The sequence below is a fragment of the Archangium violaceum Cb vi76 genome, assembly GCF_000733295.1.
GTDB lineage: Bacteria > Myxococcota > Myxococcia > Myxococcales > Myxococcaceae > Archangium > Archangium violaceum.
Genome location: NZ_JPMI01000322.1, coordinates 44,915 through 66,808 on the forward strand (window position 1 = coordinate 44,915; position 21,894 = coordinate 66,808).

The following is a 21,894-nucleotide window of genomic DNA, read 5'->3' on the forward strand; positions in this document are numbered from 1 at the left end:
CCTGGCATGAGCACCTGGACCCCCACTTCCTGGAAGACGAAGCCCATCACCCAAGACGTCCGCTACGAGGTCCCCAAGGAGGTGGAGGACGTCGTCGCGGAGCTCGGCCGGCTTCCTCCGCTGGTCACCTCCTGGGAAGTGGAGCGGCTGCGCGAGCTGCTCGCGGAGGCCCAGCAGGGCCGCCGCTTCCTGTTGCAGGGCGGGGATTGCGCCGAGTCGCTCTCCGACTGCCGTCCGGACATCATCACCAACCGGCAGAAGATCATGCTGCAGATGTCGCTGGTGCTCATCCACGGGGGGCACCGGCCCGTCATCCGCGTGGGCCGCATCGCCGGCCAGTACGCCAAGCCGCGCTCCAAGCCCACCGAGACGCGCGGCGGGGTGGAGCTGCCCAGCTACTTCGGGGACCTGGTCAACCGGCCCGAGTTCACCCCCGAGGCGCGGCGCGCGGATCCTCGGCTGATGCTGGCCTGCTACCACCACGCGGCGATGACGCTCAACTTCGTGCGCTCGCTGAGCGACGGTGGTTTCGCGGACGTGCACCACCCCGAGTACTGGGACCTGAGCTTCTTCCAGCAGGCCGCCGTGCCGGGAGAGCTGCGCGAGGAGTACGAGCAGACCACCCGCAAGCTCAGCGAGGCCCTGCGCTTCATGGAGGCCCTGGGCGAGCGCAACGTGGCGGACCTCACGCGCGTGGACTTCTACACCAGCCACGAGGGCCTCAACCTCCACTACGAGTCCGCCCAGACGCGCCAGGTTCCGTGGCGTCAGGGCTGGTATGACCTGACCACGCACCTGCCGTGGATTGGCGAGCGCACCCGCGCCCTGGACGGGGCGCACGTGGAGTTCTTCCGCGGCATCCGCAACCCGGTGGGCGTGAAGCTGGGCCCCAGCGTGTCTCCCGACGACGCCGTCCGTCTGGCCGAGCAGCTCAACCCGGAGAACGAGCCGGGCAAGCTCGTCCTCATCACCCGCATGGGGGCCCAGAAGGTGGCGGCCGCGCTTCCCCCGGTGGTGGAGGCCATGCGGCGGGCCGGCCGGCTCGTGCTGTGGGTGTGCGACCCGATGCACGGCAACACCGTGAGCACCTCCTCCGGCATCAAGACGCGCAACTTCGATGACGTCCTGCGCGAGGTGGAGCAGAGCTTCGAGGTGCACGAGCAGCTCGGCACCCACCTGGGCGGGGTGCACTTCGAGCTCACGGGCGAGGACGTCACCGAGTGCATGGGGGGCGCCGTCGGCATCACCGAGAGGGACCTGGAGCGCAACTACGCCACCCTGTGTGATCCGCGGCTCAACTACCGCCAGGCCCTGGAGATGGGCTTCCGCATCGCCCGGCGCATGAGCCGCATGCCCCGCCCGGCCTAAGCCCCGCTACACGGGGGGCGAGGGCGTTCCTCGGGGGAGGTGCACCGTGAAGGTGGTGCCCTCGCCCGCCACGGAGCGCACCTCCACCTCGCCGCCGTGCGCGTGGGCCACCTGCCGGACGATGTAGAGCCCCAGTCCCACGCTGCGGGTGGCCGCCTTGCCCGTGGTGCCCCGCCGGAAGGGCTGGAAGAGTGTCGCCTGCAACTCGGCGGGAATGGGCTCTCCCTCGTTGTGCACCGAGAGCAGCACCTCCTCCCCGTCCTCGCGCACCTCCACGTGGATGGGTGTGTCCGGCCGCCCGTGATGCAAGGCATTGCTCAGCAGGTTCCCCACCACCTGCGCCAGCCGGTCCGCGTCCCACCACCCCCACCCGTCTCCCCGGACTTCCAACTCGAACCGCCGGCCCGGGTGCGTCACCTGCGACTCCTCCAGGGTTCCCCGGGCGATGTCGTGCAGGTTCACCCGCTCGCGCAACACCGGCAGGCCTCCCCCCACGCTGCTGCGCGCGAAGTCGAGGATGTCATTGAGCATCCTCGCCATCCTCGCCGCGCTCTTGTGGATGCGCTCCACCGCGCGCACCGCCCCATCGCCCAGGTCCTCCGCCCTCTGCAGCAGGAAGGCCGAGGCGGTGATGGCGTTGAGGGGGTTGCGCAGATCATGCCCCAGCACCCCGATGAGCTGCTCGCGCAACTCCCCGGAGCGGCGCAGCTCGGCTTCCACCGCCTTCTGCGGGGTGATGTCCACCACCACGCAGCCCAGCCCCAGCACCTCGCCGCTCTCGGCGCGCACCGGGTAGTAGTTGCCCAGCCAGTAGCGCGCCGGGCCCTTGCAGTCCGGGCCATGGCTGATGAACTCGTGGTTGGACACCGGCTGCCCCGTCTCCAGGATGCGGCGGAAGAGGGGCTCGTAGAGGTCGGCCACCCAGCCGGGCACCACCTCGCGGATGCGCTTGCCCCGGTGGTACTCCACCGAGTGGCCATGGATGCTGGCCAGGGTCTCGTTGATGCGCAGGTAGCGCAGCTCCTGGTCCAGGAAGGCGATGCCCACCGGCGAGGCCTTCAACAACGTGTCCAGCTGCGCCAGCGAGTGCTGGGCCTCGGCCCGGATGAGCCGCTCGCGCTCGGCCAGCTCCGCCTGCACGATGAAGCCGGTGGCGCGGGTGACCATGGCCCGGAAGAGCAGCTTGTCGGACTCGCTGAAGTCGAACACCGTCCGTGACGCCATGTGCGCCACGCCCACGAGCGTCTCGCCCTGCTGCAGCGGAACGCTGTAGACCGCGCGCAAGCCCAGCTCGCGGACGGGCTCGTAGCCCAGCTGGGGATGGGTGGCGGCCGAGCGCACCGAGCGCGGCTCCCCCTCGGCGATCACCTGGCCCGTGAGGCCCAGGTCCAACGGGATGCTGATGCCCTCCGCCAGCGCCTGTTCCGCCCCGAGCCCCGCCGCCGCCCGCAGCCGCAGCTGCTCCCCCTCGTGCAGGAGGATGGAGGCCCCGTCCACCGCCACCGCCGTCTCCATCAACACCTTGAGCAGCCGCGGCAGGAAGGTGTCCAGGTCCTCGCTCTCGAGCGCCGCCTGGGACACGCGCTCCAGCGCCTGGAGCATCCGCTCGCGCATGTGCGCGTACTGGGTGATGGCGGTGATGATGCCCTGGTCGATGGTCTCGTCGAGCAGCTCCAGCTCGGCGATGCCCGGCCAGAGGCCCGAGCGCTTCATGCGCCGGAGGATGCAGAGGCGCAGCAGCCCGTACTCCAGGGCGACCTCACCCGGCTCGAAGCCCAGCTCCAGCCGCTGCAGGCCGTGCTCCCCGGGGACGAATTCGGGAATCCGTGGCGGTTGGCCCTCCGAGGCCTGCTCCGCGGCGTCCGCCAGCCGGTCGAGGAACTCGGGGATGTGGTTGCGCAGCAGGGCGCCGTCCGGGGGGGGCTCCGGGTGCCGGAGCCGCACGGCGCGCTCCCAGTCCGCGAGGATGTCCTCCCGGTGCTTCCGTAGGAAGTCCGTCAACTGGTACCGGCCCTCGGGCTCCGGCCCGGACAGCCCGGACGGTTGAGGTGGCTCCTGATCCCTCATGCGCGCTCCCCCAAGGCGGACCCCCGCGGCTCGCCTTGAGTCTGCTCATGGTGGAGGGGCATGGCCTCGTACCTGCGATCCAGGAGGAGGCGCCCGGGAGCCGCCCGGTGCTCTCCTCTTCCAGCGGCCCGGCCTGCCAGCCCTTCCCGCCTCGTTCGTCCCTCCTCGGAGGGTAGAGGCCGCTTCCCACCGACGAAGCCCCACCCGGGGGAGGGGAAGGGTTAGGTTGGAGGCAAGATGAGCACCCTTCTCCTCGCCCGCAGTGATGTCGTCCGCCACATGGAGGCCCTCACCCTCCTCTCGGAGATGCGCGAGGCCTTCCGCGCGGACGCGGAGCACCGTACCGCGGAGCCCCAGCGGGCCCGCGCTCCCCTGCACGACAAGGGCAGTGCGCTGGTCGTCTTTCCCGGAACCCTGCCCGGCATTCCCGCCTACACCGTGAAGGTGCACGCGAAGTTCCCCGGCCGCTCGCCCGCCATTCAAGGCGTGGTGCAGCTGCATGACCTGGAGACGGGGGCGCTGCTGGCGATGATGGACTCGGGCCACCTCACGGCGTTGCGCACCGGGGTGGTGGGCGCGCTGGCCGCGGACGTGCTCGCCCGGCAGGACGCCTCCCGGGTGGCGCTCATCGGCGCGGGGGCCCAGGCCTCCATGCAGCTCAAGAGCCTGCGGCTGGTGCGCAGCCTCAACCACGTGCGCGTCTTCGACGTGGACATGGCCCGGGCCGTGGAGTTCTCCACCCGCATGTACCACGCGCTCAACCTGCCGATGCGCCCGGCCATGTCGGTGGAGGAGGCGGTGGAGGACGCGGACATCGTCATCACCGCCACGCCCTCGCGCGAGCCCTTCCTCTTCCCGGGCATGTTGCGCGGCGGCTCGCACGTCACCGCGCTGGGCGCGGACGAGCCGGGCAAGGCCGAGCTCTCCGCCGGGCTGTTGCGCCAGTCCACCTTCTTCTGCGACCACCGGGCGTTGAACGTCGCCATGGGGGCCCCCGCGGGGGCGGGGCTCGGCGAGGACATCATCCACGCGGAGCTGGGCGAGGTGCTGGCCGGCAGGAAATCGGGGCGCACCGACGCCGGGCAGGTCACCCTCTTCGGCGCGGTGGGGCTGCCCTTCCAGGACCTGGTCGCGGCCTGGCACGTCTACCAGGGCGCGCGCCATGACGACTCGGTGCAGCGCGTGGACTTCGGCGCCTGAGGGACGGACGGTGGCGTCCGGACAGCTCGCTCGGCGCCTCGCTCCGGACTTCAGTGCGTGGTGCGGCGCGGCGGGCGGGAGATCTCCCGCGGCCCGGACAGGAGGCTGTCGGGGCCATGGTTCAGGTACACCTCGTCCGCGATGATCTCCCGCACGTCCTCGAGTGACACGGCGTAGTCCTTGCGCCAGACGAGCAGGCCCTTCTCGACGATGAAGCCCTCGTCCGTCACCTCGATGACATGTCCGAGCTTCTCGCCCCGGTGGGTCCAGACCACCATGCCCTCTTGCAGCTCCGAACGCTCCGCCATGTGCCCACTCCTCCTCACGCTGGAGGGACCGCCGGGCGGCGGCCCCGGACACTCAAGCTAGGGTCGGGGCGATGGCCCGTCACCGGGCGGGCAACCCGGCTCGCGCGGAAGGTTGGCCGGTGCACGAAGGTGGCGAGCGGCCCGGGGGCGCTGGTGTCGTCTGCCCTCGCGTGCCCATCTTCCCAGGGTCCGGAGGTGGATGATGATGGTGGGCTTCATGGCTTCGAGGACGGGGCGGTGGACGCGCATGCTGGCGGGCGCGTCCCTGGTGGTGGGCGGCCTGTCCACGGGCTCGCTCAAGGGCAAGCTGATGGCGCTGGGGGGGCTCGTTCCCCTGCTCACGGGCGCCTTCGATGTCTGTCTCTTCGGTCCGCTCTTCGGCCTGCCGCTGAAGGGGGAGGCCATCCGCCGCAAGGTGGGGCTCATCGGCGAGGACTCGCTGCTGCCCCACCCGTCGATGCCGCTCACCGAGCGCCCCACGCTCCTGCACTAGGAGCTCACGCCGAAGGGGATGGCGAGGGTGGTGACCAGCTCTCCGGTGCGTGCGTCCACCAGCCGCGCCTCGAGGGTGACGGCACCCTCTCGCCCGCCCACGTTCTGGAAGTAGAGGAAGCCGGTGAGGGTGCCGCCCGGCTCCAGCGTGCCCTCGGGCAGGGCCTTGCGCAGCATGTCGCGCGTGGGCAGCGGCTCGGGCGGTGGCCACGCGTACCAGGAGGAATACGGTCCCCAGAAGGGGTCATACCAGCCCGGCCCATAGAAGGATCCATACCAGCCGGGGCCGTAACCGGGGCCATACCAGCCCGGGCCCCAGGGATGGCCCCAGCCGACCGCGCCCGGCCCCCAGCCCCAGTAGGGGGACACGCCCACGCCCACGGACAGGGCCACGTTGCCCTCGTAGCCCGAGCCCCCCACGGCCGCGTTGCCTTCCTCGCTCATCTCGAAGGGGGAGAGGGCGGCGTAGGAGAACCGGGAGCCGCCCTGGAGGGTGAAGGAGCCAGGGTCGATGCGCAGGGGCCGGCCGCTCTGGTTCTCGATGTGGACCTTGACGGGGGTGACGACGCGCCCGAGGTCCGAGGGATTGCCCCTCCACGCGTCCCCAGCGGCCAGCAGGCGCACGCCTCCGGCTTCGGCGACGGCGACGCCGGCCTGGGCGACGGGAGTGCTCGGCAGGGGTTGCAGGGTGGGGATGGTAACGCAGCTCGCGGCGATCAGCAGCGCGGCGAGCGCGGGCCAGGGAGCGCGCGTACGCATGGGGGGTTCTCCTCCCTGAACAGTAGGAGTGGACCCCGGGACATGCCGAGGCGCCGCGGTGGCCGCCTGGAGTGGAAGCTAGGGCCCGGCGGCGTTGGTGCCGCGCCAGGCGGTGCCCAGCAGCGCGTCCCAGTCCTGCACGCGTGCCCAGTCCTCGAAGGTGTGCCAGCCCACCTCGGGGAAGTCCCGGCGCAGCAGGGAGATGTTGGCGTGGTAGCCCACATTCCGCAGCCACTCGAACATGCGGCCCAGATCCTCGTTGGCCGAGCGCACGGCCTCCAGCGGCGTCTCCTCGTAGTGCAGCTTGTGGCCGCCGACGTAGGCGAGGAGGGCCGCGGCCTGCTCACCTGTCACCTCGTCGGAGGCGACCTCGAAGCGCTTGCCGAGGAGCTCCTCGGGCCACTCCATCACCCGGGTGCAGAAGGCGGCGAGGTCCGCCATGCTCACCAGCTGCAGCCCCTGGTGGGGCGGCAGTGGCAGCGACAGCACCCCCTCGCGCATCCGCTGCACGTAGGCGTCGCCGAGGAAGTTCTCCATGAAGAAGACGGGCGCCACGATGGTGTAGGGCAGGCTGCTGCGGCGCAGGTGCTCCTCCACCACGTGCTTGGTGTCGAAGTGGGGGATGCCGGTGTTCTGGTCCGCGCCCGCCACCGACGAGTAGACGAAGTGGCGCACGCGGGCCAGCTTCGCGGCGTCGATGAGGTGGCGGCCGTGGCGCACCTCGCCCTCGAGCCCTCCGCCCCCGAAGGGCGTGGCCATGGCGAACACGGCGTCCGCGCCCACCATGGCGCGCTCGAGGCTCTCGGGCTCATCGAAGTCCCCGGTGACGAGCTCCGCGCCCCGTTGCGCCAGCTCCTCGGCCGCGGGCGAGTCCGGGGAGCGGACGAACGCGAGCACGCGATGCCCCCGTTTGAGGAGCAGGCGGGCCAACGCGCCGCCCTGCTTTCCGGTGGCACCGGTCACCAACACGCTCAGGGGTCGGAACATGCGATTCCTCCGGACAGAACCTTCTCCCCAAGGTGGGGATGAACGGCGCGTGGGTCGAGGGGCGCGGCCCGTGGCTAGCGCTTCTTGCTCGGTCCCTTCTTCTTCTTCGTGCCGCCTTCCTGTTCCTTTTCCTGCTCCTGCTTCACGGAGCGGCCCGTCCGGGCGGACACCTCCTGGGCGACCCGGCGCACGCCGGAGACCGCCTCACCGGCCAGCTTCCTCGCCCCGCTGAGCGGTCTTCCCCTGGCCGCTTCCTTCGCCGCCTCCAGCACGCTCGACACCGCCTGCTGGGCCAGGCCCTTCAGGCCCGCCTGTCCGGCCTCGTCCGGCTCGAGGGCCTGGGACTGCTCGGCCCGGGGCTGCTCCCTGTCCTGGCGTGGGGGCTCGGCGGCCCGCGGCTCCATCGCCTCGCGCGGCGCGGCCTTGGACTCCGTGGGGGCCTCGGAGACGCGCATCTGCTCGGCGCGCTCCCGCTCCTCGCGGTGCTTGTGGTACAGCTCCGCCGTCTGCGCGTGCTGGCGTCCGTAGTGCAGTCCCTCGTCGGTGTGGGGCCTGGCCTGCTCCACGGGAGGCGTCTGCTCGGCACCACCTGGATTCGTCGTGCTGGGCTCCGGCTTGTCCGCCTTGTAATGCTCGAAGCGATAGGTGCGCATCCCTGTCTCCTTGCCCGTGGTTTGAATTCCCGTGCTGGACCGGAAGGTAGGGAGTACCTCTCGGGACAGGAACCGGGGTTGGGGGCAGGCAGGAGGGCGAGGGCCGCTCCGTCAGGAGTTTCAGCTCAGGTAGGACGTGGCGAACTCGTCGGCATGGACGATGGGCTGCCGTCCGGCGAAGCCCCCCTCCAGCTCGTGCCAGTGGGTGACCGCCGTCTCGCCAAAGCGCCAGCAGAGGTACACCGGCCGTCCGTCCTTGAGCGCGCGGAAGTCCACCAGCCCGTCCGCGGCCTTGAGCTCCACGCCCAGGTCCTGGAACCGCTCCAGCTCGCCCTGGATGCTGTCGATGAGCGCATCCCGCTCCCCGCGCAGCGGCGCGGTGCGCTCCGGGCCTGCTCCCGCCTCCTGGAGCGCTTCCAGCTCGCGCACGAGCGCATGCACACGCTCCACGAACGGCCGCACCCGGGTGAAGGTGCGGGTGAGCACTGGGATGAGGCGGTTGGCTTCTTCCACTCCGAAGTAGCGCATGGCGGTCCCGAGTCTAGCGTCCGGGGCCGGTGGAGAGGGGCGCGAGCCACGCGTCTCGGCGCTTCCCCGTCAGCGCTTCTTCTTCGTCGGCACGCGTTTGGCGGCCGTCTTCACCGCGCGCGCCACGGTCTTCTTCGCCGCCGCCGCGGCACGCGACAACACCTTGCGCCCGACGTTGCGCAGCGACACGGGCTCGGCCTCGCTCTTCCGGGTGGGGCTCTTCTCCACCATGGGCTTCCGGGTCGTGGTGGCCTTGGGCGCCGCCGTCTGCTTGCGAGCGGGTGCCTTCCTGGCCGCCGCGCTCTTCGTCTGGGCCGTGGCCTTCTTCGCCGCGGGCCTGCTGGCCGTGCCCTTCGCCTTCACCGCCGGTGCGCGCTTCCTCGCCTGGGCGCGTGAGCGATAGCGTTTCACGGTTTCGGCGTGGGCCTGTCCATAGGTGGCGGGAGCCTTGGGCGGCGTGGCGTGCTCCTGGCTCGGGGCGAGCTCGTGCTCCGCGTTGCCGAGCCGCGCGCCCGAGCCCTGGTAGGTCTGCGCGGGCTGTTGCGACTTGAAGGGTTCGAAACTGTAGGTTCTGCCCATAGATGTCTCCTGCTGGCGTACTTCGGCTGACCCAAAGGTAGGGAGCATTCCCAGGCGGAGGAATGGCTCGCGGGTCAGGGGGAGCGGGCGAGCGACGGGTCCGGATGGACCTGCGGAAAGCCCGCGCACAAGGCGTGGTGGGGGCGGGTGCAGGATGACCTGGAGGGTCGGATGGACCTCCCCGTAAATCCGGACAGGGCCGGATAGAATAAAAAGTCCTACTGGAATTCTACCCCCCCTCGTCTCGTGGAGACTTGTATCAGGGCGAGGGAGGTCTGGTGGGAAAGGGCAACCCTTCACGTGGGCCCATGGCTTGCACGACTTCGTGTCGAAGCAGACTCGACAGCAGTCCGGGGGAGAGCGAGACCACCATGAGCGCCTTTCACCTGCCGCAACTGTTCTGCCCGATCACTCCCGAGTTGCACCCCCTCATGAGGGAAATCGAGGGCGATGCGCTGGAGCGCTGGTCGAAGTACCTGGGTGTGCACGCGAGGCACTCGGTGTTCCACAAGCTGCAGCGCAGCCACTTCCCCTTCCTGCTGGGCCGCTGCCACCCGGACGTGCCGCAGGAGAACCTGCGCGCGGCGCTGGACTTCCTCATCTGGAATTTCTCGTGGGATGACCAGGTGGACGTGGGCGAGGTGCCCGCCGAGTGGGTGCGCCAGCAGAGCGAGATGGCGCGGGCGGTGCTTGAGGGCGCCATTCCCTACCACGACGCTCCGCCGCTGCTGTGGCTGCTGGCGAGCATCCGCGAGCGCATCGCCGAGCGGATGCCGGCGCAGTGGATGAAGCGCTTCATCCATGCCTGCCAGTGCTACTTCGAGGGCACCATCTGGGAGGCGGAGGTGCGTGGCAACCGCGTCTGCCTGGACGTGGACACGTACATCCAGCTGCGCCGCCTGTCGGTGGGCACGTACATGGGCTTCACCCAGGTGGAGGCCATCGAGGGCTTCCTGCTGCCCGAGGAGGTGCTGGCGCACCCGGCCCTGCAAGCGCTGGTGGAGACGGCCACGGACGTCATCGCCTGGGCCAACGACTTGTTCTCGCTGGCGCAGGATCTCCAGGACGAGTTCCACCCCAACCTGGTGTTCTCCCTCCAGAAGGAGCGGGGGCTGGGGCTGCAGGAGGCCATCGACGTGGCGGTGGACATGCACGACACGGCGATGCGGCGCTTCCTGGAGCAGGAGAAGAGCCTGCCCTCGTTCGGCGAGCACGACGCGCACGTGGCGCGCTACGTCACGGGCATCCGCCGCTGGGTGCGCGCCAACGTGGACTGGTCCATCCAGACGGGCCGCTACCAGGAGGGCACGGGTGAGGCGGCCCCCCAGCGGGTGCGCGTGGCCTGAGAGGCCCTGGGCGCGAGGCCGGGGCCCTCGCGCCTACTCCCAGGAGAACTCCACCGCGAAGTCGGTGAGGGTGCTCTGCCGCACGGTGACGCGCGTGCCCTTGAGCTGGGCGGCGTTGAGGATCTGCATCAACGAGCCGGCGAAGTAGGCCCCGGGGATGGCATTGACGTAGTCGATCCGCCCGCTCTTGGGGCCGCTCCACGTCAGCGAGCAGGAGCCGTGGTCCCACGCCGTCTTGTAGGCCGAGGGCATGCTCTCGACGAGCCGCTTGGGCTCCTTGCCCACCAGCGACAGCAACATCTTCCCGGTGGTGGACTCGAGGAAGCGCGGCGCGACGCGCATGCCCAGGTGCTGCATCGCCCCGTCGAAGCCGCCGTGCTTGTCGCTCAGCTCGCGCGCGGCGGCGTACGTCAGCTTGAGGAAGGTGCCGACGGGGTAGGAGAAGAAGGCGGTGAAGTTGGCGCTTCCCGCCGCCTCCACACAGCGCTTGAGCGACTCCGCGCTCCCCTCGCTCCGTACCAGCTCCAGCGCCGAGCCGAAGAGGAATCCACGCGTGGTGTCCTTGGGCCCCAACACGGCCAGCCGCTGCTCCAACTGCTGTTGCGTTGCTGCGGATCCCTGCGACGACTGCGCCATGCTCATGCGTGTGACCCCCGGGAGGTGACGTCTACTCTACGACGGTTCCCGGGGGTCTGTTCTAGAGGTCCAAGAATTCGAGCAGTGCCCCGAGTTCCTGGTCGGACAATGCTTCCTGGCTGTAGGGCGGCATATTTCCACCCACGCCGAAGAAGCGGCCGTGCCGCACCTTCTCGATGAAGACAATCCGGGGAGGAATTCCGGGAAAGAGCGTGCCGTAGTCATTGGCCACGTCGGGGAGGATGGAGGCGAGCTCCGTGAGGCGGCCCTTTCCGGTGTGGGGCTCGCCGTGGCAGTCCTGGCACGCGGCCTGGTACACGCGCGCGCCCTCGCTGGCGCTGCCCCGGGGCACGTCGGCGATGTCCTTGACGAGCGTGAAGGGCTGCGCCGGTGCCTGGGCGTCCGGGCTGATGCTCACGAGGTACTCGTAGAGGGCGCGGCTCTTCGGGTCCTCGGGCGTGAGCGGGGTGACGCCGCGCATGAAGGCCGTGTAGCAGAAGTTCACCGCGTCCAGCAGGCGTGTCTCGTAGCCGCCGAACCAGTGGGGACGGGACGCCACGTTGTACAGCGAGAGGCCCGCGTACACCTTGTCCGCGGGCGGCGTGGCCGTGGTGGCGTGGCACGTGGCGCACGAGAAGCTGTTGTACTGGCTCTCCGACAGCGACGCGTCACGGAACAGCTCCTCGCCGTACTCCGCCGCGGGCCGGGGGCCACAGCCGGCCGCGAGCAGCACCACTCCCAATCCCAGCCACCTCATGGCTTCCTCCGCAGGACGCCCACCGAGTCCGGATAGATGCCCACCTGCACCGTCTTCACCACCGTGCCCACCTCGCCGGCCTGGAGATCCAACACGTGCAGCGTGCCGGGGCCCCGGTGGTCGCCCTCACACACCGCCAGTGCATGCCGGCCATCCGGTGTGAGCTCCACCTGGTGCACGTTGAGGCAGCCCGCGTCCGACAGGTGGATTTCTCCCTGGATGGTGGACGTGGCCGTGTCGATGACGGCCACGGCGTCCACCGCCTGGTAGGGCAGGTAGAGCGTCTTGCCGTCCGGGGTGACGACGCCGAACATGGGCGCGCCGCGCAGGCCATAGATGGAGCGCTCGGGCCGCACCGTGAGCGACTCGGGGTCCAGGTAGTGCACGATGCGGCTCTTGAGCGAGCTCACCCACAGCGTGCCATCCGTGGGCGACAGCGTGAGGGCGTACGGCTCGTGCCTCGGCGCCAGGACGGTGCCCGCGTTGGGCATCTTCACCGGGGTGACGGTGGGCGTCGGCGTGTCGAGCCGCACCACCGCCACCTCGTCCGAGATGCAGGCGGCATAGGCCCGCTTCTCGTCGGGGGACAGGCGCACCGCGTGCGGCGCCGGGCACAGGGACACCATCGCCTTGCGCGTCATCGTGTCCGCGTCGATGACGGCCAGGCGCGCGTTCATCTTGCTCGCGTCGGTGACGCCGCTGTTCGCCGCCTCCTGGATCTTCAGGATGTCGAAGTGCGTCTGGTAGAGCGTGCGGCCATCCGCGCTGAGGATGAGGTCCCCGGGGTTGCGGTCCACGCGCGTCGAGCCCACCAGCCGGTTGTCCTTCGCATCCAGCTTGAGGGCGTAGCCGTCCGCGGTGCCACTGCCGTGGTTGCCGTGCGGGCCCGAGCCGGCACCGGGCACGAAGTAGGAGAGGCCCACGTAGTAGTAGTCCCCGCGCGGGGAGAAGGCGGCGTGGTGCGGCCCCTCCAGCTCCACGGGGTTGAGCCCCACGGGGAGGCGGGCCAGCTCGCCCCAGCCCGGCGAGAGCATGCTGTCCAGGTCCAGCAGGCTCACGGTGTCATCGAGGCTGTTGGTGACGATGATGCGCCCGCCACCGAGCGCGGGCAGCTCCGGCCCGGTGGGCCAGGCCGTGTCATGGGCGAAGTCGAGCTCCGTCGGTTCCGTACCGGTGCAGGCCCCGAGCGCCAGCGGGGCGAGCAGCGCGAGCAGGCGCCGCCTCACTGCGCGCTCCGGCGGAAGGTGCGCGGCTCGGCGAGGCGGAAGGGGCCCTCGGTGACGCGGTTCTGCACGAGGTAGGCGCTCATCACCTGCACGGTGAGGTCCTTGCCCGTGTGCTTGCCCAGCTCGGCCCAGGAGGTGTCATCCATCTGCCAGGACAGCTCCGAGGTCAGTACCTGGACCACCGGGCACTCGCCGCCGGCGGAGATCTCCACCCAGTAGAGGTCTCCCGTGTACGGAGGCAGGTGCGCGTGGGCGGTGGGGAGGATGAGCTCTCCCAACCAGGCGCCGAAGGAGCGCGAGGGACGGGGCGCCGCCTTCAGCGCGAGCATGCCCTCGGCCGGGCGCTGCAACGAGGCGCTCAGGGGCGAGGTCCACTCCCAGGTGGGCGGGGTGGCGTTGGCCGGGTACACCTCGCCCACGGAGGGGGAGACGAGGTCGACGGCGCGGGAGGAGTCGATGGGCCGCGGCTTCACGTCCACCAGGGCGCGCCAGGCCTCGTCGGTGGACCTGCCGGCGTAGAGGGGCTCTCCGCAATCCACGGGGGTGTTTGGCTCGCAGGCGGAAGTGGCCAGGGCCAGGGTGGCCACGCAGACGGTGCTCAGGTGTTTCACGTTCATGGCTCAGTTCTCCGGGTTGCGCCGCCGCGTGCGGCGGAGGGTCGACAGCACGAGCAGACAGGCCGCGGGCACGAGGCCACTGGCGGACGAGCATCCCTTCTTGGGCGGAGGCTGGGGCTCCTCCGGTCTGGGATTGGTGGTGCCGGCATCCGGGATGTTCGTGCCCGCGTCGTCGCCGCCGGGTGAGCCCCCATCCGGCGGAGTCCCGGCATCCGGCGTCTCCTCGGGTGGCAGGTACGGGTCGGCCTCGATGGTGGGGGCGAACTGGGGCCAATAGGGCCGGCAGATGTCATGTGTCGGGGTGCCCGCGGGGCACGCCGGGGGTTGGGTGTCGGGCAGGTTGAAGAGGGCCGTGTACGTCTGGCCCTCGTCGGTGGTGGTGGCCAGGGCCCAGTCGTGCAGGCGCGAGGCGCCGCAGACGTAGAGGACGTCCCCTTCGCGCTGCGCGCAGGCATTGCCGTCGGGCAGGGGGAGCTGGGTGGCGCGGCTCTCCCCGGCGCGGACGCGGAAGAGACGCGTGTGCGTGGCGGCCCAGAGCGTGTTGCCATCGGCGGAGACCTCGATGCCGATGAGGTACTCGCCGAGACCGTCGTGCTCCTCGCCCTCCGGGTGGACCACGGAGGTGAAGGTGCGGCCACCGTCCTTGCTCTCCATCACGTAGGTCCAACCCTGCCAGGAGACGCGCACCCAGAGCCGGTCCGGGTCGGTGTCGGACACCTTCAGGACGAACAGATCGTAGGGGTACGGGGGTCCCACGAACTCCTTGAAGGGTTGCTCCGTCCAGGTGGAGCCCTCGTCATCGCTGCGGTAGAGGCTCAGGCGGGTGGTGGTGCCGCCGGAGACGTAGATGCGTCGCGAGTCCGAGGGCGCCACCTTCACGGCGGTGAAGACGAGGGTGTCGCTCTGCATGACGGGGGTGAACGTCTGGCCGCCATCGTCGCTGCGGTAGACGCCGTTGCGCGAGGTGCTGCGGCTCGTCGTCACCCACAGGCGCGAGGGATTGGACGCGGGCGATGCGAGCCCGATGGGCCATAGCCCCTGGGACTTGAAGTAGTCATGCACCGTCCAGGTGCAGCCGCCGTCGGTCGAGCGGATGAGCGAGGCGCCGGTGGCGGCGAGCAGGGTGCCATCGGGCTGCCAGAGGAAGGTCTCCGGGCGCCAGCCGCCGTAGTTCATGGCCTCGGGGCAGATCCAATTCCAGGTCTTTCCCGTGTCGCGAGAGATGAGAGCGCCGAAGGTGGCGCCGAGGAACATGTCCTCGGGGTGGCCGCGGCGGATGGTGACACTGGTGGTGTCCGGGTAGCCCAGGTGCGCCAGGGCGGGAGGGGTGTACAGCGCGAGCGGTGCCAGCAGCAGCGCGCGGCGGAGCGAGGAGAGGAGATTCAAGGGAGGCCCTCCAGAGACGGAACCCGCACGATAAATGGCTGGGGTGGAAGGGTATACCGGTGCCCGGTGAGAGGGGACCGATATGTGTCTGGTGGCCCGCTCGTTCACCGGGCGTGCGCGCGGGTGGGAGCGAGGCCCTCGAGGGGCGCGGTATCGTGGGCGCACCGAGCCATGAAAGGAAACGCCGACATGAAATGGACGCGTCGTGCCTGTGCGGTCCTGGCCCTTGGAGTCCTGCCGTTGTCCGCCTGCGATCGCGAGCCGCCGGAGCCGCCGGTCACCAACGATGTGGAGGGAGATTGGGTGGACACGGGCCGCTACGCGGCGTGCACGGTGCGCAACACCACGGAGTTCGCCTGCGGAGACCTGGAGGGCTTCGATGTCTCCCGATGTGACGCGGGCTCGCTGGCCGGCATTCCGGGGGATGGCATCTACACGATGCTGTACCGGCTGGACGCGGAGTCCCCGGGCATCGGGGCGGGTTCCTTCCGCGTGTCGGCGGATGGGAGCGAGGACTCGTTCCGGGGAGCGGCGCCGACGCAGCGGCAGGTGGACGCGGACACCTTCTTCCTGTCGAGCACGCGCGCGCAGTCGTCCTCGGTCTCTTTGCGCAACTCGGTGGTGGGGTGCCGGGCCGAGGGCAAGCGGCTGTACGGCTGCTACGTCAACTGCCGCAACGGGAAGCGGACCAGCGCGGGCACCTTCGTGGCGGAGCGCTGGGAGCAGCGCGCGGGCGAGGCGGAGGCCTCGGGGTTGAGGCGGGTCTCCGAGTCGTTCGTGGAGGGGGGCATGCCGGTGGACATCTACGTGACCCAGGGCCATGCGTACGTGGTGTCGGTGCCGGATGGAGTCGAGCGGGGAGGGCTCACGGTCTTCGATGTGAGCAACCCGGAGGCGCCGGTGTTCAAGACGTGGTTCAGCCTGCCCAACGACAACTATTGGAACGGGGTGTGGGCGAAGGGGAACGCGCTGTACGTGGCGAGCGCGGACTCGGGGGTGGTGGTGTTCGACATCACGAACCCGGCGAGTCCACAACTGGTGAAGAGCGTGTCGTCGGGACAGGGGCTGCTCAACGTGCACACGGTGTTCGTGGAGGGGGAGCGGCTGTACGCGATGTCACCGAGCCCGTCGCCGCGGACGTTCATCTACGACATCCAGAATCCCCTGGAGCCGAGGCGGCTGGGCGATTACGCGGAGGTGGGAGCGGGGACGGATCCGACGGTGGGCTATCCGCACGACGCGCTGGCCTTCGAGGGGATGCTGTACATCAACCACTGGTCGGGAGGGTACGTGATGGTGGACGTGAGCGACCCGGCGAATCCGAGGAAGGTGGGGGCGTACAAGTACCCGTACGCGACGAGTCACGCGAACGCGGTGGGGAAGTTCGGGGACAGGCGCATCGCGTTCGAGGGAGGGGAGAACTGGGGCGCGCACCTGCGGGTGCTGGACGTGACGGATCCGGCGCAACCGAAGCGGTTGGGCGAGTACAAGCTGGAGGAGAACGCCTCCATCCACAACATGGTGCTGAAGGGGGAGCGGCTCTACATCGCGTACTACCACCATGGAGTGAGGGTGCTGGACGTCTCGGTGCCGGAGAGCCCGAGGGAAGTGGCGCACTACAACACGTTCCGCGAGACGGACCCGGGCCGAGGGGAGAGCTTCTACGAGGGAGCGATCGGCATGCGTGTGCCAGGAGACGGGTACGTGTACGTCATCGACACCTCGAGGGGGCTGCTCATCTTCCCGGAGCTCTGAGCACCCAAACAACCCCTCTCCCCCCGGGAGAGGGACGGGGTGAGGGTGCCTGTCACGGGGGCTGCATCTCGCCCCTCTCCCTCTGGGAGAGGGACGGGGTGAGGGTTATGGAGCACCCCGCTGTCAGTCCTGCGTCAGCGGTCTGGGAGGAACACCGCTCAAGCGTGGAACCAGCGATTCCGCGGTCTTGTCGAGGAACGTGGTCAATCCACTGAGCGTGCCGCGAGCGTGCAAAAGGACGAGGGGCGCCTCGGTCCAGCACCGAACTTCTCGCTCGTGCTCGCTGGCAGTGAGGACATCGAGCACGCGCTTGGGGCTCCGTTTGGCATGCTCCTTCTTCGCATCGAGCCTGTGTGCTTCCTCGCAGGGGTTGAACCCAAGTTCCTGGCGCATGTCGGCGAGGGCGGCCCGTTCAGCCTCCGATTGGGGTTCGAATCCAGCGAGCACCCAGGCCTCACGCATCGGGTCGGGACAGCCGAGGACGATTTCGAATGAGACAAGGGGCCGGGCCTCGGCGCTGGCCTGGTCCAGACCCGTGCGTCTGGCCGCTCCCTGGTCATCCATGTCCCACACGAGGATGACCGCGTCGATCGCCGTGCCACTCAGTGCGAGTTCGCGGGCCACGAGGAAAGCAGTGCGTCCCATGAGGGCACCGGCTTCTCCCGGATGCCCCGCGAAGTGTCCCTGGGGCACACGGAGCTTGAGACGGTTCGCATAGGTCGCCAGCTTGTGGAGGTCGAAATAGCCTCTGCCCTCTCCGTCGGGTACCCAATCGCGGAATCCCTTCCGGGCATCTTCGGAAGGGCCCTCGAGCAGTTCCCGGACCCAATCGGGACCTTGCTTCCGGAGGACACGATCGACCAGCCCCTGGATGGTCTCGAAGTCGGCGGGGGACTCACAGAAGACGAGGAGCCTCGCCATTTCACTGCTCTCCTACGACCCAGCGCCACTCCGGGTCGAGGCTCCAGAGCTGGCCTGCGGTGAGGACGCCGCGCATCTTCTCAGCCTGTGGGTGCTCCGAGAGGCTTCTACATGCGACCGAGCCGTCCTTGCGTGGAGCGAACACACGGACATCGGAGGGATCGAGCGCGTCGAGGATGTAGGGGGAATGCGTGGTGGCGACGAGCTGGACCTCCGGGAAGCCCTCGAGCAGGCGCTTGAGCTCGCCCATCAGTTCCATCTGGGCCTGGGGATGGAGTGATTGATCGATGTCATCGAGCAGCAGGAGGCGCGGGCGGTTCGGGCTGCAGAGCGCGGTCAGCAGCGCGAGGGTGATGAGCGTGCCCTCGCTGGCTCCGTGCGCTGGAACATCGGGGGCATCCTTGAAGTCGATGAAGACCTTGTTGCCGATTGGCGGCTCGGTCTGGTTCGGCGACTGGGACATCTTGACCCGTCGGACGCGAATCCGCTGAACGCCTGGGACGATCTTGCGAAGCTCCGACTCGATCTGCTCGAAGGCTTCCTCCCGCTCGAGCTTCAGGGCCGCGAGGGCAACCGCCGTGTTGCTCCCATCCGCGTCCACAGCGGGGTTCTCCTCGGAACTATAGGCAGTGGCGGAGATCCGGTGGGCATCGAAATGGTAGAGCACCGCTGGGCCGATGAGCGATGCGAGCCTTCGTTGCGATGGGATGGCGACCGTGTCCACGCGACCGTCGCTTCCGCCATGAGACCAGTCGACCCTGATTGCTTGGTGATCGCCTGAAGCTGGTTGAGAGAATTGGATGGCGAGCTTCCATGGAAGCGCATGATCCGTTCCCTCTGCGGCGAGGGTGATGGGCTGCTGTTCCGACCGGCGCAGGAGATCCTGGGGGCTCATGTCGCCCCGAAGGACCGCGAGAGGTTGCTCGTTCATCAACCTATCCATCAAGTTGAGCGCCTGGAGCACACTGGTCTTCCCAGTGCCATTGGGGCCAACGAGCACGGTCAGTCGTCCCAGGGGGACGGTGGTGTCGCGGTGGCCCTTGAAGCTCCGGAGTTGAATGGACGTGATCATCCAGGGGGTTCCTTCAGCCGTTCCTGGCGGGGCACCCTAGCAAGGTCACGCTGCGGGAGGTGGAGCATAAGGAGCCCGCATTCCGGGTGGTGGACACGGGCCCCGTGGGACATACGCTCGGTGCTCCTGAAACGGAGGCAGCCAGATGACCCCGAGTGTCTTTCCCCGACCCCGAGCCGTGAGCACCCTCTTCGCCGCATGGCTACTGTCCGCCGCGGCCTGCGCGCACCGCGCATCCCCTGAGCCGAGCGAAGCACCGGCCCACACGAAGCACGCTCACGGAGAGCACCACGGGGGGATGCCGCACCGCTTCGAGAACGCGGAGGAGTGGGTGAAGCGCTTCGAGGAGCCGGAGCGCGATGCATGGCAGAAGCCGGACGAAGTCGTGAAGGCCCTGTCCCTGCCGGCGGACGCGAAGGTGGCGGACATCGGAGCGGGGACGGGCTACTTCGCGGTGAGGCTGGCGCGGGCGGTGCCCCAGGGGCGGGTGTACGGCGTGGACATCGAGCCGGACATGGCGCGCTTCATGAGTGAGCGCGCGAAGCGCGAGAACCTGGGCAACCTGGAAGCGGTGCTGGCCGAGCCGGGGGATGCGAAGCTGCCGGAGCCGGTGGACGTGGCGCTCATCGTGGACACGTACCACCACATCGGCGACCGGGTGGCCTACATGAAGCGGCTCGGTGAGAAGCTGAGGCCCGGGGGGCGGGTGGTCATCATCGACTTCCGCGTGGAGTCGCCGAAGGGGCCGCCCCGGCAGCACAAGCTCTCACCCGAGCAGGTGCGCGGGGAACTGGAGGCGGCGGGCTACCGGCAGACCCAGACGCACGACTTCCTGCCGGACCAGTACTTCCTGGAGTTCCAGCGCGGGTGAGCGCGCGGCCACCCGCTCACACCCGCTTCGCCGTGATGACGATGTAGCCCATGCTGCGCATCGCGGTCTCCGCGATGCGCGACCATTGCTCCTGGATGGCCGCGAGGAATTCGTCGCTGTACGCCCGGCGCACCTCCTCCTCCTTCTCCCGGATGGCGGCGGACACCGCATCGAAGGTCGCCATGACGTTCTGGGTGATGTCCAGCACCTGCTCGACCTCGTAGCCCGTGTCGCGGATGAGATACGGGTAGTCCTCGGGGCTCATGTAGCTCCGGGCGACGAACGCGTTCTGGAGGAACGTCTGGTCCTCCGGCGACGCCTTCTCCTGGACGACGATGTCCGCGATGAGCAGCCGTCCGCCCGGATGGAGGACGCGCCCCACCTCGCGCAGTGCCGCGGCCTTGTCCGGCATGTGGAAGAGCGACTCGAGCGCCCAGGCCGCGTCGAACGACCCCGCCTGGAACGGCAGCGACATGGCGTTGCCGCAGGTGAACGAGGTCTGCCCACTCGTGCCATGGAGGCTCGCCCAGCGCTCGGCCTGCGCGGCCTGCCGGGGGCTGATGGTGATTCCCTCCACCATGCATCCGCTGCTCTGTGCCAGGCGCGTCGCCGGCTCCCCGAGCCCACTGCCGATGTCGAGCACCCGGTGCCCCTTCTGGGCCCCGAGCTGTTGGATCATCAGGTCCGTGAAGCGTTGCTGGGCCTCGGCGAAGGTTCCGCCGGATTCACCCGGGGGCCAATAGCCCAGGTGCAGGCTCCTGCTGCCGATGATCTCGTAGAACGGCGTGATGTAGTCGTAGTGCCGCGCTACGGCTTCCGGTGTCGTCTTGCTTGCCGCGGTCATGGTTCCCCACAGCATACGCCTCAAGCCCGTGTGGGTCGCGGGGCTCGCGTTGTGTCACCCCGCTCGCACCCCTCGGACCTCCCCTCCCACCCTCGTTTCAGCCTGGATCATCCTGGAAGAGCGGCTCTCCTCGCCCGTGCCGGCTTCACCTGCGGTGCGGGGGGCCCTCTCCCCTCACCCCAGCCCTCTCCCAGAGGGAGAGGGTGCTCGCAATCCCTCACATCGCGATGGGGTGGGCGCGCAGCCACTCCTGGGCGCGGTGGATCCGCTCGGCGGCCGCCGGCAGGTTCATGTCTCCCATCAGCTTCCGGTAGGGCTCCAGGTCCTCCGCCGTCCACCGCGTCTTCGCCTCCAGGTCCGCCCTCACCACCTGCTCCTCCGCCGAGCGCGCCTGCGGCTCGCTGTACGACGTGAGGATCGCCGCCAATATCATCCGCACCGGCTCCGCCTCGAAGGCCACCGCCGCGTCCGAGAAGAAGGCCCGCGTCGTCTCGTCCAACGCCGCGTCCTTCGCCTTCGCCCGCATCCGCTCCAGCATCCCCGGCAGCATCTCCCGGTCCGTGTCCAGGGCCGTCCTCACCGCCCCCAGGAACGAGGACACCGCCGCGCTCCGGGCCTTCGCGTCCATCCCCGGCGTCTTCAACGCGTTCAGCGGCTCCCACAACACACTGGTGAGCCACACCTGCTCCTCGGGTGTGAAGACGGACGGTGTCATGCTCTGGCGTATCGCCGCCTCCACCCGCGCCGAGCGCTCCTTCGCCTCCTGGGTGATGCGCGCCGCCAACTGCGGATCCGACTCCACGTACTTCACCAGCGGCTCCATCTCGCCCTCGCCCGCCTTGCGCAGCACCTCGCGCGCCTCGTCCGAGAGGTCCGCGTGCTCGGCGAGCGCCTCCAGCTTCGACGCCAGCTCCTGGCCGTGCCTGGCGCCCCACTCGCGGAACTGCACGCCGAACACCACGTCCAGCACGGGCCGGTCCTCGGGCCGGAAGCTGCCCGTCTTCGGCGTGGTGGCCAGCAGCGCCCCCAGGCACAACACCTGTCGGTCCTCCGCGCTCAGGCCCGCCGTCGTGGCCCGCACCAACAACGTGGTCCGCAGCTTCTCCAGGAAGGCCCGCGTCCCCAGCTCGCGCACCGTGCCCAGCCGCAGCGAGTTGCGCGCCTGCGCCGGGTCCCTCGCCACGGCGTCCTCCAGCCGCTCCAGCTCCCGCGACACGTGCTTGTCGAAGGCCGCCGCATCGAAGCGCAGGCCCGGGGCCGGGCCCCACTGCGTCAACAGCTCGCCCAGGTGGTCCAACCCCTCGGACACGCGCGACATGTCCCCGCCCCCGAGCATGTCCATCGCCGCCTGCAAGTCATTGGCGAGCGGGTGCGTGGCGGGCCTGGGCGCGGCGGCCGCCTCCTTCGCCCGGTCCTCGGCGGCATGGCAGGCCTTGTACTTCTTGCCACTTCCGCAGGGACAGGGGTCGTTGCGTCCGGGCTTCTGGGAGCTCATGTCCTCACACACCTCTCTGAAATGACG

General features: G+C 69.5%; 22 protein-coding genes. 6 read left to right on the top strand and 16 right to left on the bottom strand.

The features are described from left to right. Positions 1-6 precede the first annotated feature (6 nt). A complete protein-coding gene (locus Q664_RS43540) occupies positions 7-1,368 on the top strand; it encodes a class II 3-deoxy-7-phosphoheptulonate synthase (RefSeq protein WP_052519422.1) in 1,362 nt (453 codons plus the stop codon). Positions 1,369-1,374: 6 nt separating this feature from the next. Here the strand turns inward: Q664_RS43540 and Q664_RS43545 are convergent, their stop codons facing one another. Beyond that, the gene (locus Q664_RS43545; protein WP_084610859.1) at positions 1,375-3,435 is read right to left on the bottom strand and encodes an ATP-binding protein; all 2,061 of its coding nucleotides are present in this window, start codon (positions 3,433-3,435) and stop codon (positions 1,375-1,377) included. 237 nt (positions 3,436-3,672) lie between these two features. Here Q664_RS43545 and Q664_RS43550 point away from each other — a divergent pair, with 237 nt between their 5' ends. Beyond that, positions 3,673-4,635 (top strand): ornithine cyclodeaminase family protein, encoded by a 963-nt coding sequence (locus Q664_RS43550; RefSeq protein WP_043410600.1) that lies wholly within the window; start codon positions 3,673-3,675, stop codon positions 4,633-4,635. Positions 4,636-4,685: 50 nt separating this feature from the next. Here the strand turns inward: Q664_RS43550 and Q664_RS43555 are convergent, their stop codons facing one another. Then, a complete protein-coding gene (locus tag Q664_RS43555) occupies positions 4,686-4,943 on the bottom strand; it encodes a hypothetical protein (RefSeq protein ID WP_043410603.1) in 258 nt (85 codons plus the stop codon). A gap of 217 nt (positions 4,944-5,160) precedes the next feature. On the opposite strand from Q664_RS43555, the gene Q664_RS43560 reads away from it, so the two are divergent. Next, on the top strand, positions 5,161-5,436 hold the full coding sequence (locus Q664_RS43560) for a YgaP-like transmembrane domain (RefSeq protein WP_235217103.1): 276 nt from the start codon (positions 5,161-5,163) through the stop codon (positions 5,434-5,436). On the opposite strand, the gene Q664_RS43565 is transcribed toward Q664_RS43560, so the two are convergent. The 5 genes from Q664_RS43565 to Q664_RS59650 form a co-directional block, all read right to left on the bottom strand. Continuing rightward, a complete protein-coding gene (locus Q664_RS43565; RefSeq protein WP_043410605.1) occupies positions 5,433-6,194 on the bottom strand; it encodes a hypothetical protein in 762 nt (253 codons plus the stop codon). The genes Q664_RS43560 and Q664_RS43565 overlap by 4 nt on opposite strands. A 78-nt stretch (positions 6,195-6,272) precedes the next feature. Further along, positions 6,273-7,181 (bottom strand): NmrA/HSCARG family protein, encoded by a 909-nt coding sequence (locus Q664_RS43570; RefSeq protein WP_043410607.1) that lies wholly within the window; start codon positions 7,179-7,181, stop codon positions 6,273-6,275. Positions 7,182-7,255: 74 nt separating this feature from the next. Further along, positions 7,256-7,834 carry a hypothetical protein gene (locus tag Q664_RS43575; protein WP_043410609.1) on the bottom strand — a complete coding sequence of 193 codons (579 nt, stop codon included), beginning with the start codon at positions 7,832-7,834 and terminating at the stop codon, positions 7,256-7,258. 120 nt (positions 7,835-7,954) lie between these two features. Continuing rightward, positions 7,955-8,362: a DUF2203 domain-containing protein gene (locus Q664_RS43580; protein ID WP_043410612.1), complete on the bottom strand. Its 408-nt coding sequence runs from the start codon at positions 8,360-8,362 to the stop codon at positions 7,955-7,957. A 69-nt stretch (positions 8,363-8,431) separates the two neighbouring features. Next, positions 8,432-8,941, bottom strand: a complete 510-nt coding sequence (locus tag Q664_RS59650) for a hypothetical protein (RefSeq protein ID WP_052519424.1) — start codon at positions 8,939-8,941, stop codon at positions 8,432-8,434. Between the two features lie 371 nt (positions 8,942-9,312). Here Q664_RS59650 and Q664_RS43590 point away from each other — a divergent pair, with 371 nt between their 5' ends. Beyond that, positions 9,313-10,287, top strand: a complete 975-nt coding sequence (locus Q664_RS43590; protein WP_043410615.1) for a terpene synthase family protein — start codon at positions 9,313-9,315, stop codon at positions 10,285-10,287. 33 nt (positions 10,288-10,320) lie between these two features. Here Q664_RS43590 and Q664_RS53515 read toward each other — a convergent pair whose 3' ends face one another. The 5 genes from Q664_RS53515 to Q664_RS43615 are packed head-to-tail and all read right to left on the bottom strand — an operon-like array spanning position 10,321 to position 14,909. Further along, complete coding sequence (locus Q664_RS53515) at positions 10,321-10,929, bottom strand: TIGR02265 family protein (protein ID WP_084610860.1); 609 nt, start codon at positions 10,927-10,929, stop codon at positions 10,321-10,323. A 55-nt stretch (positions 10,930-10,984) separates the two neighbouring features. After that, the gene (locus Q664_RS43600; RefSeq protein WP_043410618.1) at positions 10,985-11,680 is read right to left on the bottom strand and encodes a c-type cytochrome; all 696 of its coding nucleotides are present in this window, start codon (positions 11,678-11,680) and stop codon (positions 10,985-10,987) included. Further along, positions 11,677-12,906 (bottom strand): YncE family protein, encoded by a 1,230-nt coding sequence (locus Q664_RS43605; protein ID WP_043410620.1) that lies wholly within the window; start codon positions 12,904-12,906, stop codon positions 11,677-11,679. The genes Q664_RS43600 and Q664_RS43605 overlap by 4 nt, the downstream gene beginning before the upstream one ends. Continuing rightward, complete coding sequence (locus tag Q664_RS43610; RefSeq protein WP_043410624.1) at positions 12,903-13,523, bottom strand: hypothetical protein; 621 nt, start codon at positions 13,521-13,523, stop codon at positions 12,903-12,905. Before Q664_RS43610 ends, Q664_RS43605 begins: the two co-directional genes overlap by 4 nt. 3 nt (positions 13,524-13,526) lie before the next feature. Then, positions 13,527-14,909 (bottom strand): WD40/YVTN/BNR-like repeat-containing protein, encoded by a 1,383-nt coding sequence (locus tag Q664_RS43615; RefSeq protein ID WP_043410627.1) that lies wholly within the window; start codon positions 14,907-14,909, stop codon positions 13,527-13,529. Between the two features lie 189 nt (positions 14,910-15,098). On the opposite strand from Q664_RS43615, the gene Q664_RS43620 reads away from it, so the two are divergent. Then, positions 15,099-16,664, top strand: a complete 1,566-nt coding sequence (locus Q664_RS43620; RefSeq protein ID WP_043410631.1) for an LVIVD repeat-containing protein — start codon at positions 15,099-15,101, stop codon at positions 16,662-16,664. 123 nt (positions 16,665-16,787) lie between these two features. On the opposite strand, the gene Q664_RS43625 is transcribed toward Q664_RS43620, so the two are convergent. Both Q664_RS43625 and Q664_RS55720 read right to left on the bottom strand, forming a co-directional pair. Continuing rightward, entirely contained in the window at positions 16,788-17,585 is a 798-nt protein-coding gene (locus Q664_RS43625) for a hypothetical protein (RefSeq protein WP_043410634.1), read from the bottom strand. Position 17,586: 1 nt separating this feature from the next. After that, the gene (locus Q664_RS55720) at positions 17,587-18,657 is read right to left on the bottom strand and encodes an AAA family ATPase (protein ID WP_052519426.1); all 1,071 of its coding nucleotides are present in this window, start codon (positions 18,655-18,657) and stop codon (positions 17,587-17,589) included. Between the two features lie 298 nt (positions 18,658-18,955). Here Q664_RS55720 and Q664_RS43635 point away from each other — a divergent pair, with 298 nt between their 5' ends. Next, entirely contained in the window at positions 18,956-19,528 is a 573-nt protein-coding gene (locus Q664_RS43635) for a class I SAM-dependent methyltransferase (protein WP_235217104.1), read from the top strand. A gap of 16 nt (positions 19,529-19,544) precedes the next feature. Here the strand turns inward: Q664_RS43635 and Q664_RS43640 are convergent, their stop codons facing one another. After that, positions 19,545-20,372 carry a methyltransferase domain-containing protein gene (locus Q664_RS43640; protein WP_043410740.1) on the bottom strand — a complete coding sequence of 276 codons (828 nt, stop codon included), beginning with the start codon at positions 20,370-20,372 and terminating at the stop codon, positions 19,545-19,547. 217 nt (positions 20,373-20,589) lie between these two features. Next, positions 20,590-21,867 carry a YecA family protein gene (locus Q664_RS43645; RefSeq protein ID WP_043410639.1) on the bottom strand — a complete coding sequence of 426 codons (1,278 nt, stop codon included), beginning with the start codon at positions 21,865-21,867 and terminating at the stop codon, positions 20,590-20,592. Positions 21,868-21,894 lie beyond the last annotated feature (27 nt).

Bases quoted from the DNA above. Each gene is read 5' to 3' on its own strand.
- Q664_RS43540 (WP_052519422.1), top strand. From the start codon at position 7: ATGAGCACCTGGACCCCCACTTCCTGGAAGACGAAGCCCATCACCCAA.
- Q664_RS43545 (WP_084610859.1), bottom strand. From the start codon at position 3,435: ATGAGGGATCAGGAGCCACCTCAACCGTCCGGGCTGTCCGGGCCGGAG.
- Q664_RS43550 (WP_043410600.1), top strand. From the start codon at position 3,673: ATGAGCACCCTTCTCCTCGCCCGCAGTGATGTCGTCCGCCACATGGAG.
- Q664_RS43555 (WP_043410603.1), bottom strand. From the start codon at position 4,943: ATGGCGGAGCGTTCGGAGCTGCAAGAGGGCATGGTGGTCTGGACCCAC.
- Q664_RS43560 (WP_235217103.1), top strand. From the start codon at position 5,161: ATGGCTTCGAGGACGGGGCGGTGGACGCGCATGCTGGCGGGCGCGTCC.
- Q664_RS43565 (WP_043410605.1), bottom strand. From the start codon at position 6,194: ATGCGTACGCGCGCTCCCTGGCCCGCGCTCGCCGCGCTGCTGATCGCC.
- Q664_RS43570 (WP_043410607.1), bottom strand. From the start codon at position 7,181: ATGTTCCGACCCCTGAGCGTGTTGGTGACCGGTGCCACCGGAAAGCAG.
- Q664_RS43575 (WP_043410609.1), bottom strand. From the start codon at position 7,834: ATGCGCACCTATCGCTTCGAGCATTACAAGGCGGACAAGCCGGAGCCC.
- Q664_RS43580 (WP_043410612.1), bottom strand. From the start codon at position 8,362: ATGCGCTACTTCGGAGTGGAAGAAGCCAACCGCCTCATCCCAGTGCTC.
- Q664_RS59650 (WP_052519424.1), bottom strand. From the start codon at position 8,941: ATGGGCAGAACCTACAGTTTCGAACCCTTCAAGTCGCAACAGCCCGCG.
- Q664_RS43590 (WP_043410615.1), top strand. From the start codon at position 9,313: ATGAGCGCCTTTCACCTGCCGCAACTGTTCTGCCCGATCACTCCCGAG.
- Q664_RS53515 (WP_084610860.1), bottom strand. From the start codon at position 10,929: ATGAGCATGGCGCAGTCGTCGCAGGGATCCGCAGCAACGCAACAGCAG.
- Q664_RS43600 (WP_043410618.1), bottom strand. From the start codon at position 11,680: ATGAGGTGGCTGGGATTGGGAGTGGTGCTGCTCGCGGCCGGCTGTGGC.
- Q664_RS43610 (WP_043410624.1), bottom strand. From the start codon at position 13,523: ATGAACGTGAAACACCTGAGCACCGTCTGCGTGGCCACCCTGGCCCTG.
- Q664_RS43620 (WP_043410631.1), top strand. From the start codon at position 15,099: ATGAAATGGACGCGTCGTGCCTGTGCGGTCCTGGCCCTTGGAGTCCTG.
- Q664_RS43625 (WP_043410634.1), bottom strand. From the start codon at position 17,585: ATGGCGAGGCTCCTCGTCTTCTGTGAGTCCCCCGCCGACTTCGAGACC.
- Q664_RS55720 (WP_052519426.1), bottom strand. From the start codon at position 18,657: ATGATCACGTCCATTCAACTCCGGAGCTTCAAGGGCCACCGCGACACC.
- Q664_RS43635 (WP_235217104.1), top strand. From the start codon at position 18,956: ATGCCGCACCGCTTCGAGAACGCGGAGGAGTGGGTGAAGCGCTTCGAG.
- Q664_RS43640 (WP_043410740.1), bottom strand. From the start codon at position 20,372: ATGACCGCGGCAAGCAAGACGACACCGGAAGCCGTAGCGCGGCACTAC.
- Q664_RS43645 (WP_043410639.1), bottom strand. From the start codon at position 21,867: ATGAGCTCCCAGAAGCCCGGACGCAACGACCCCTGTCCCTGCGGAAGT.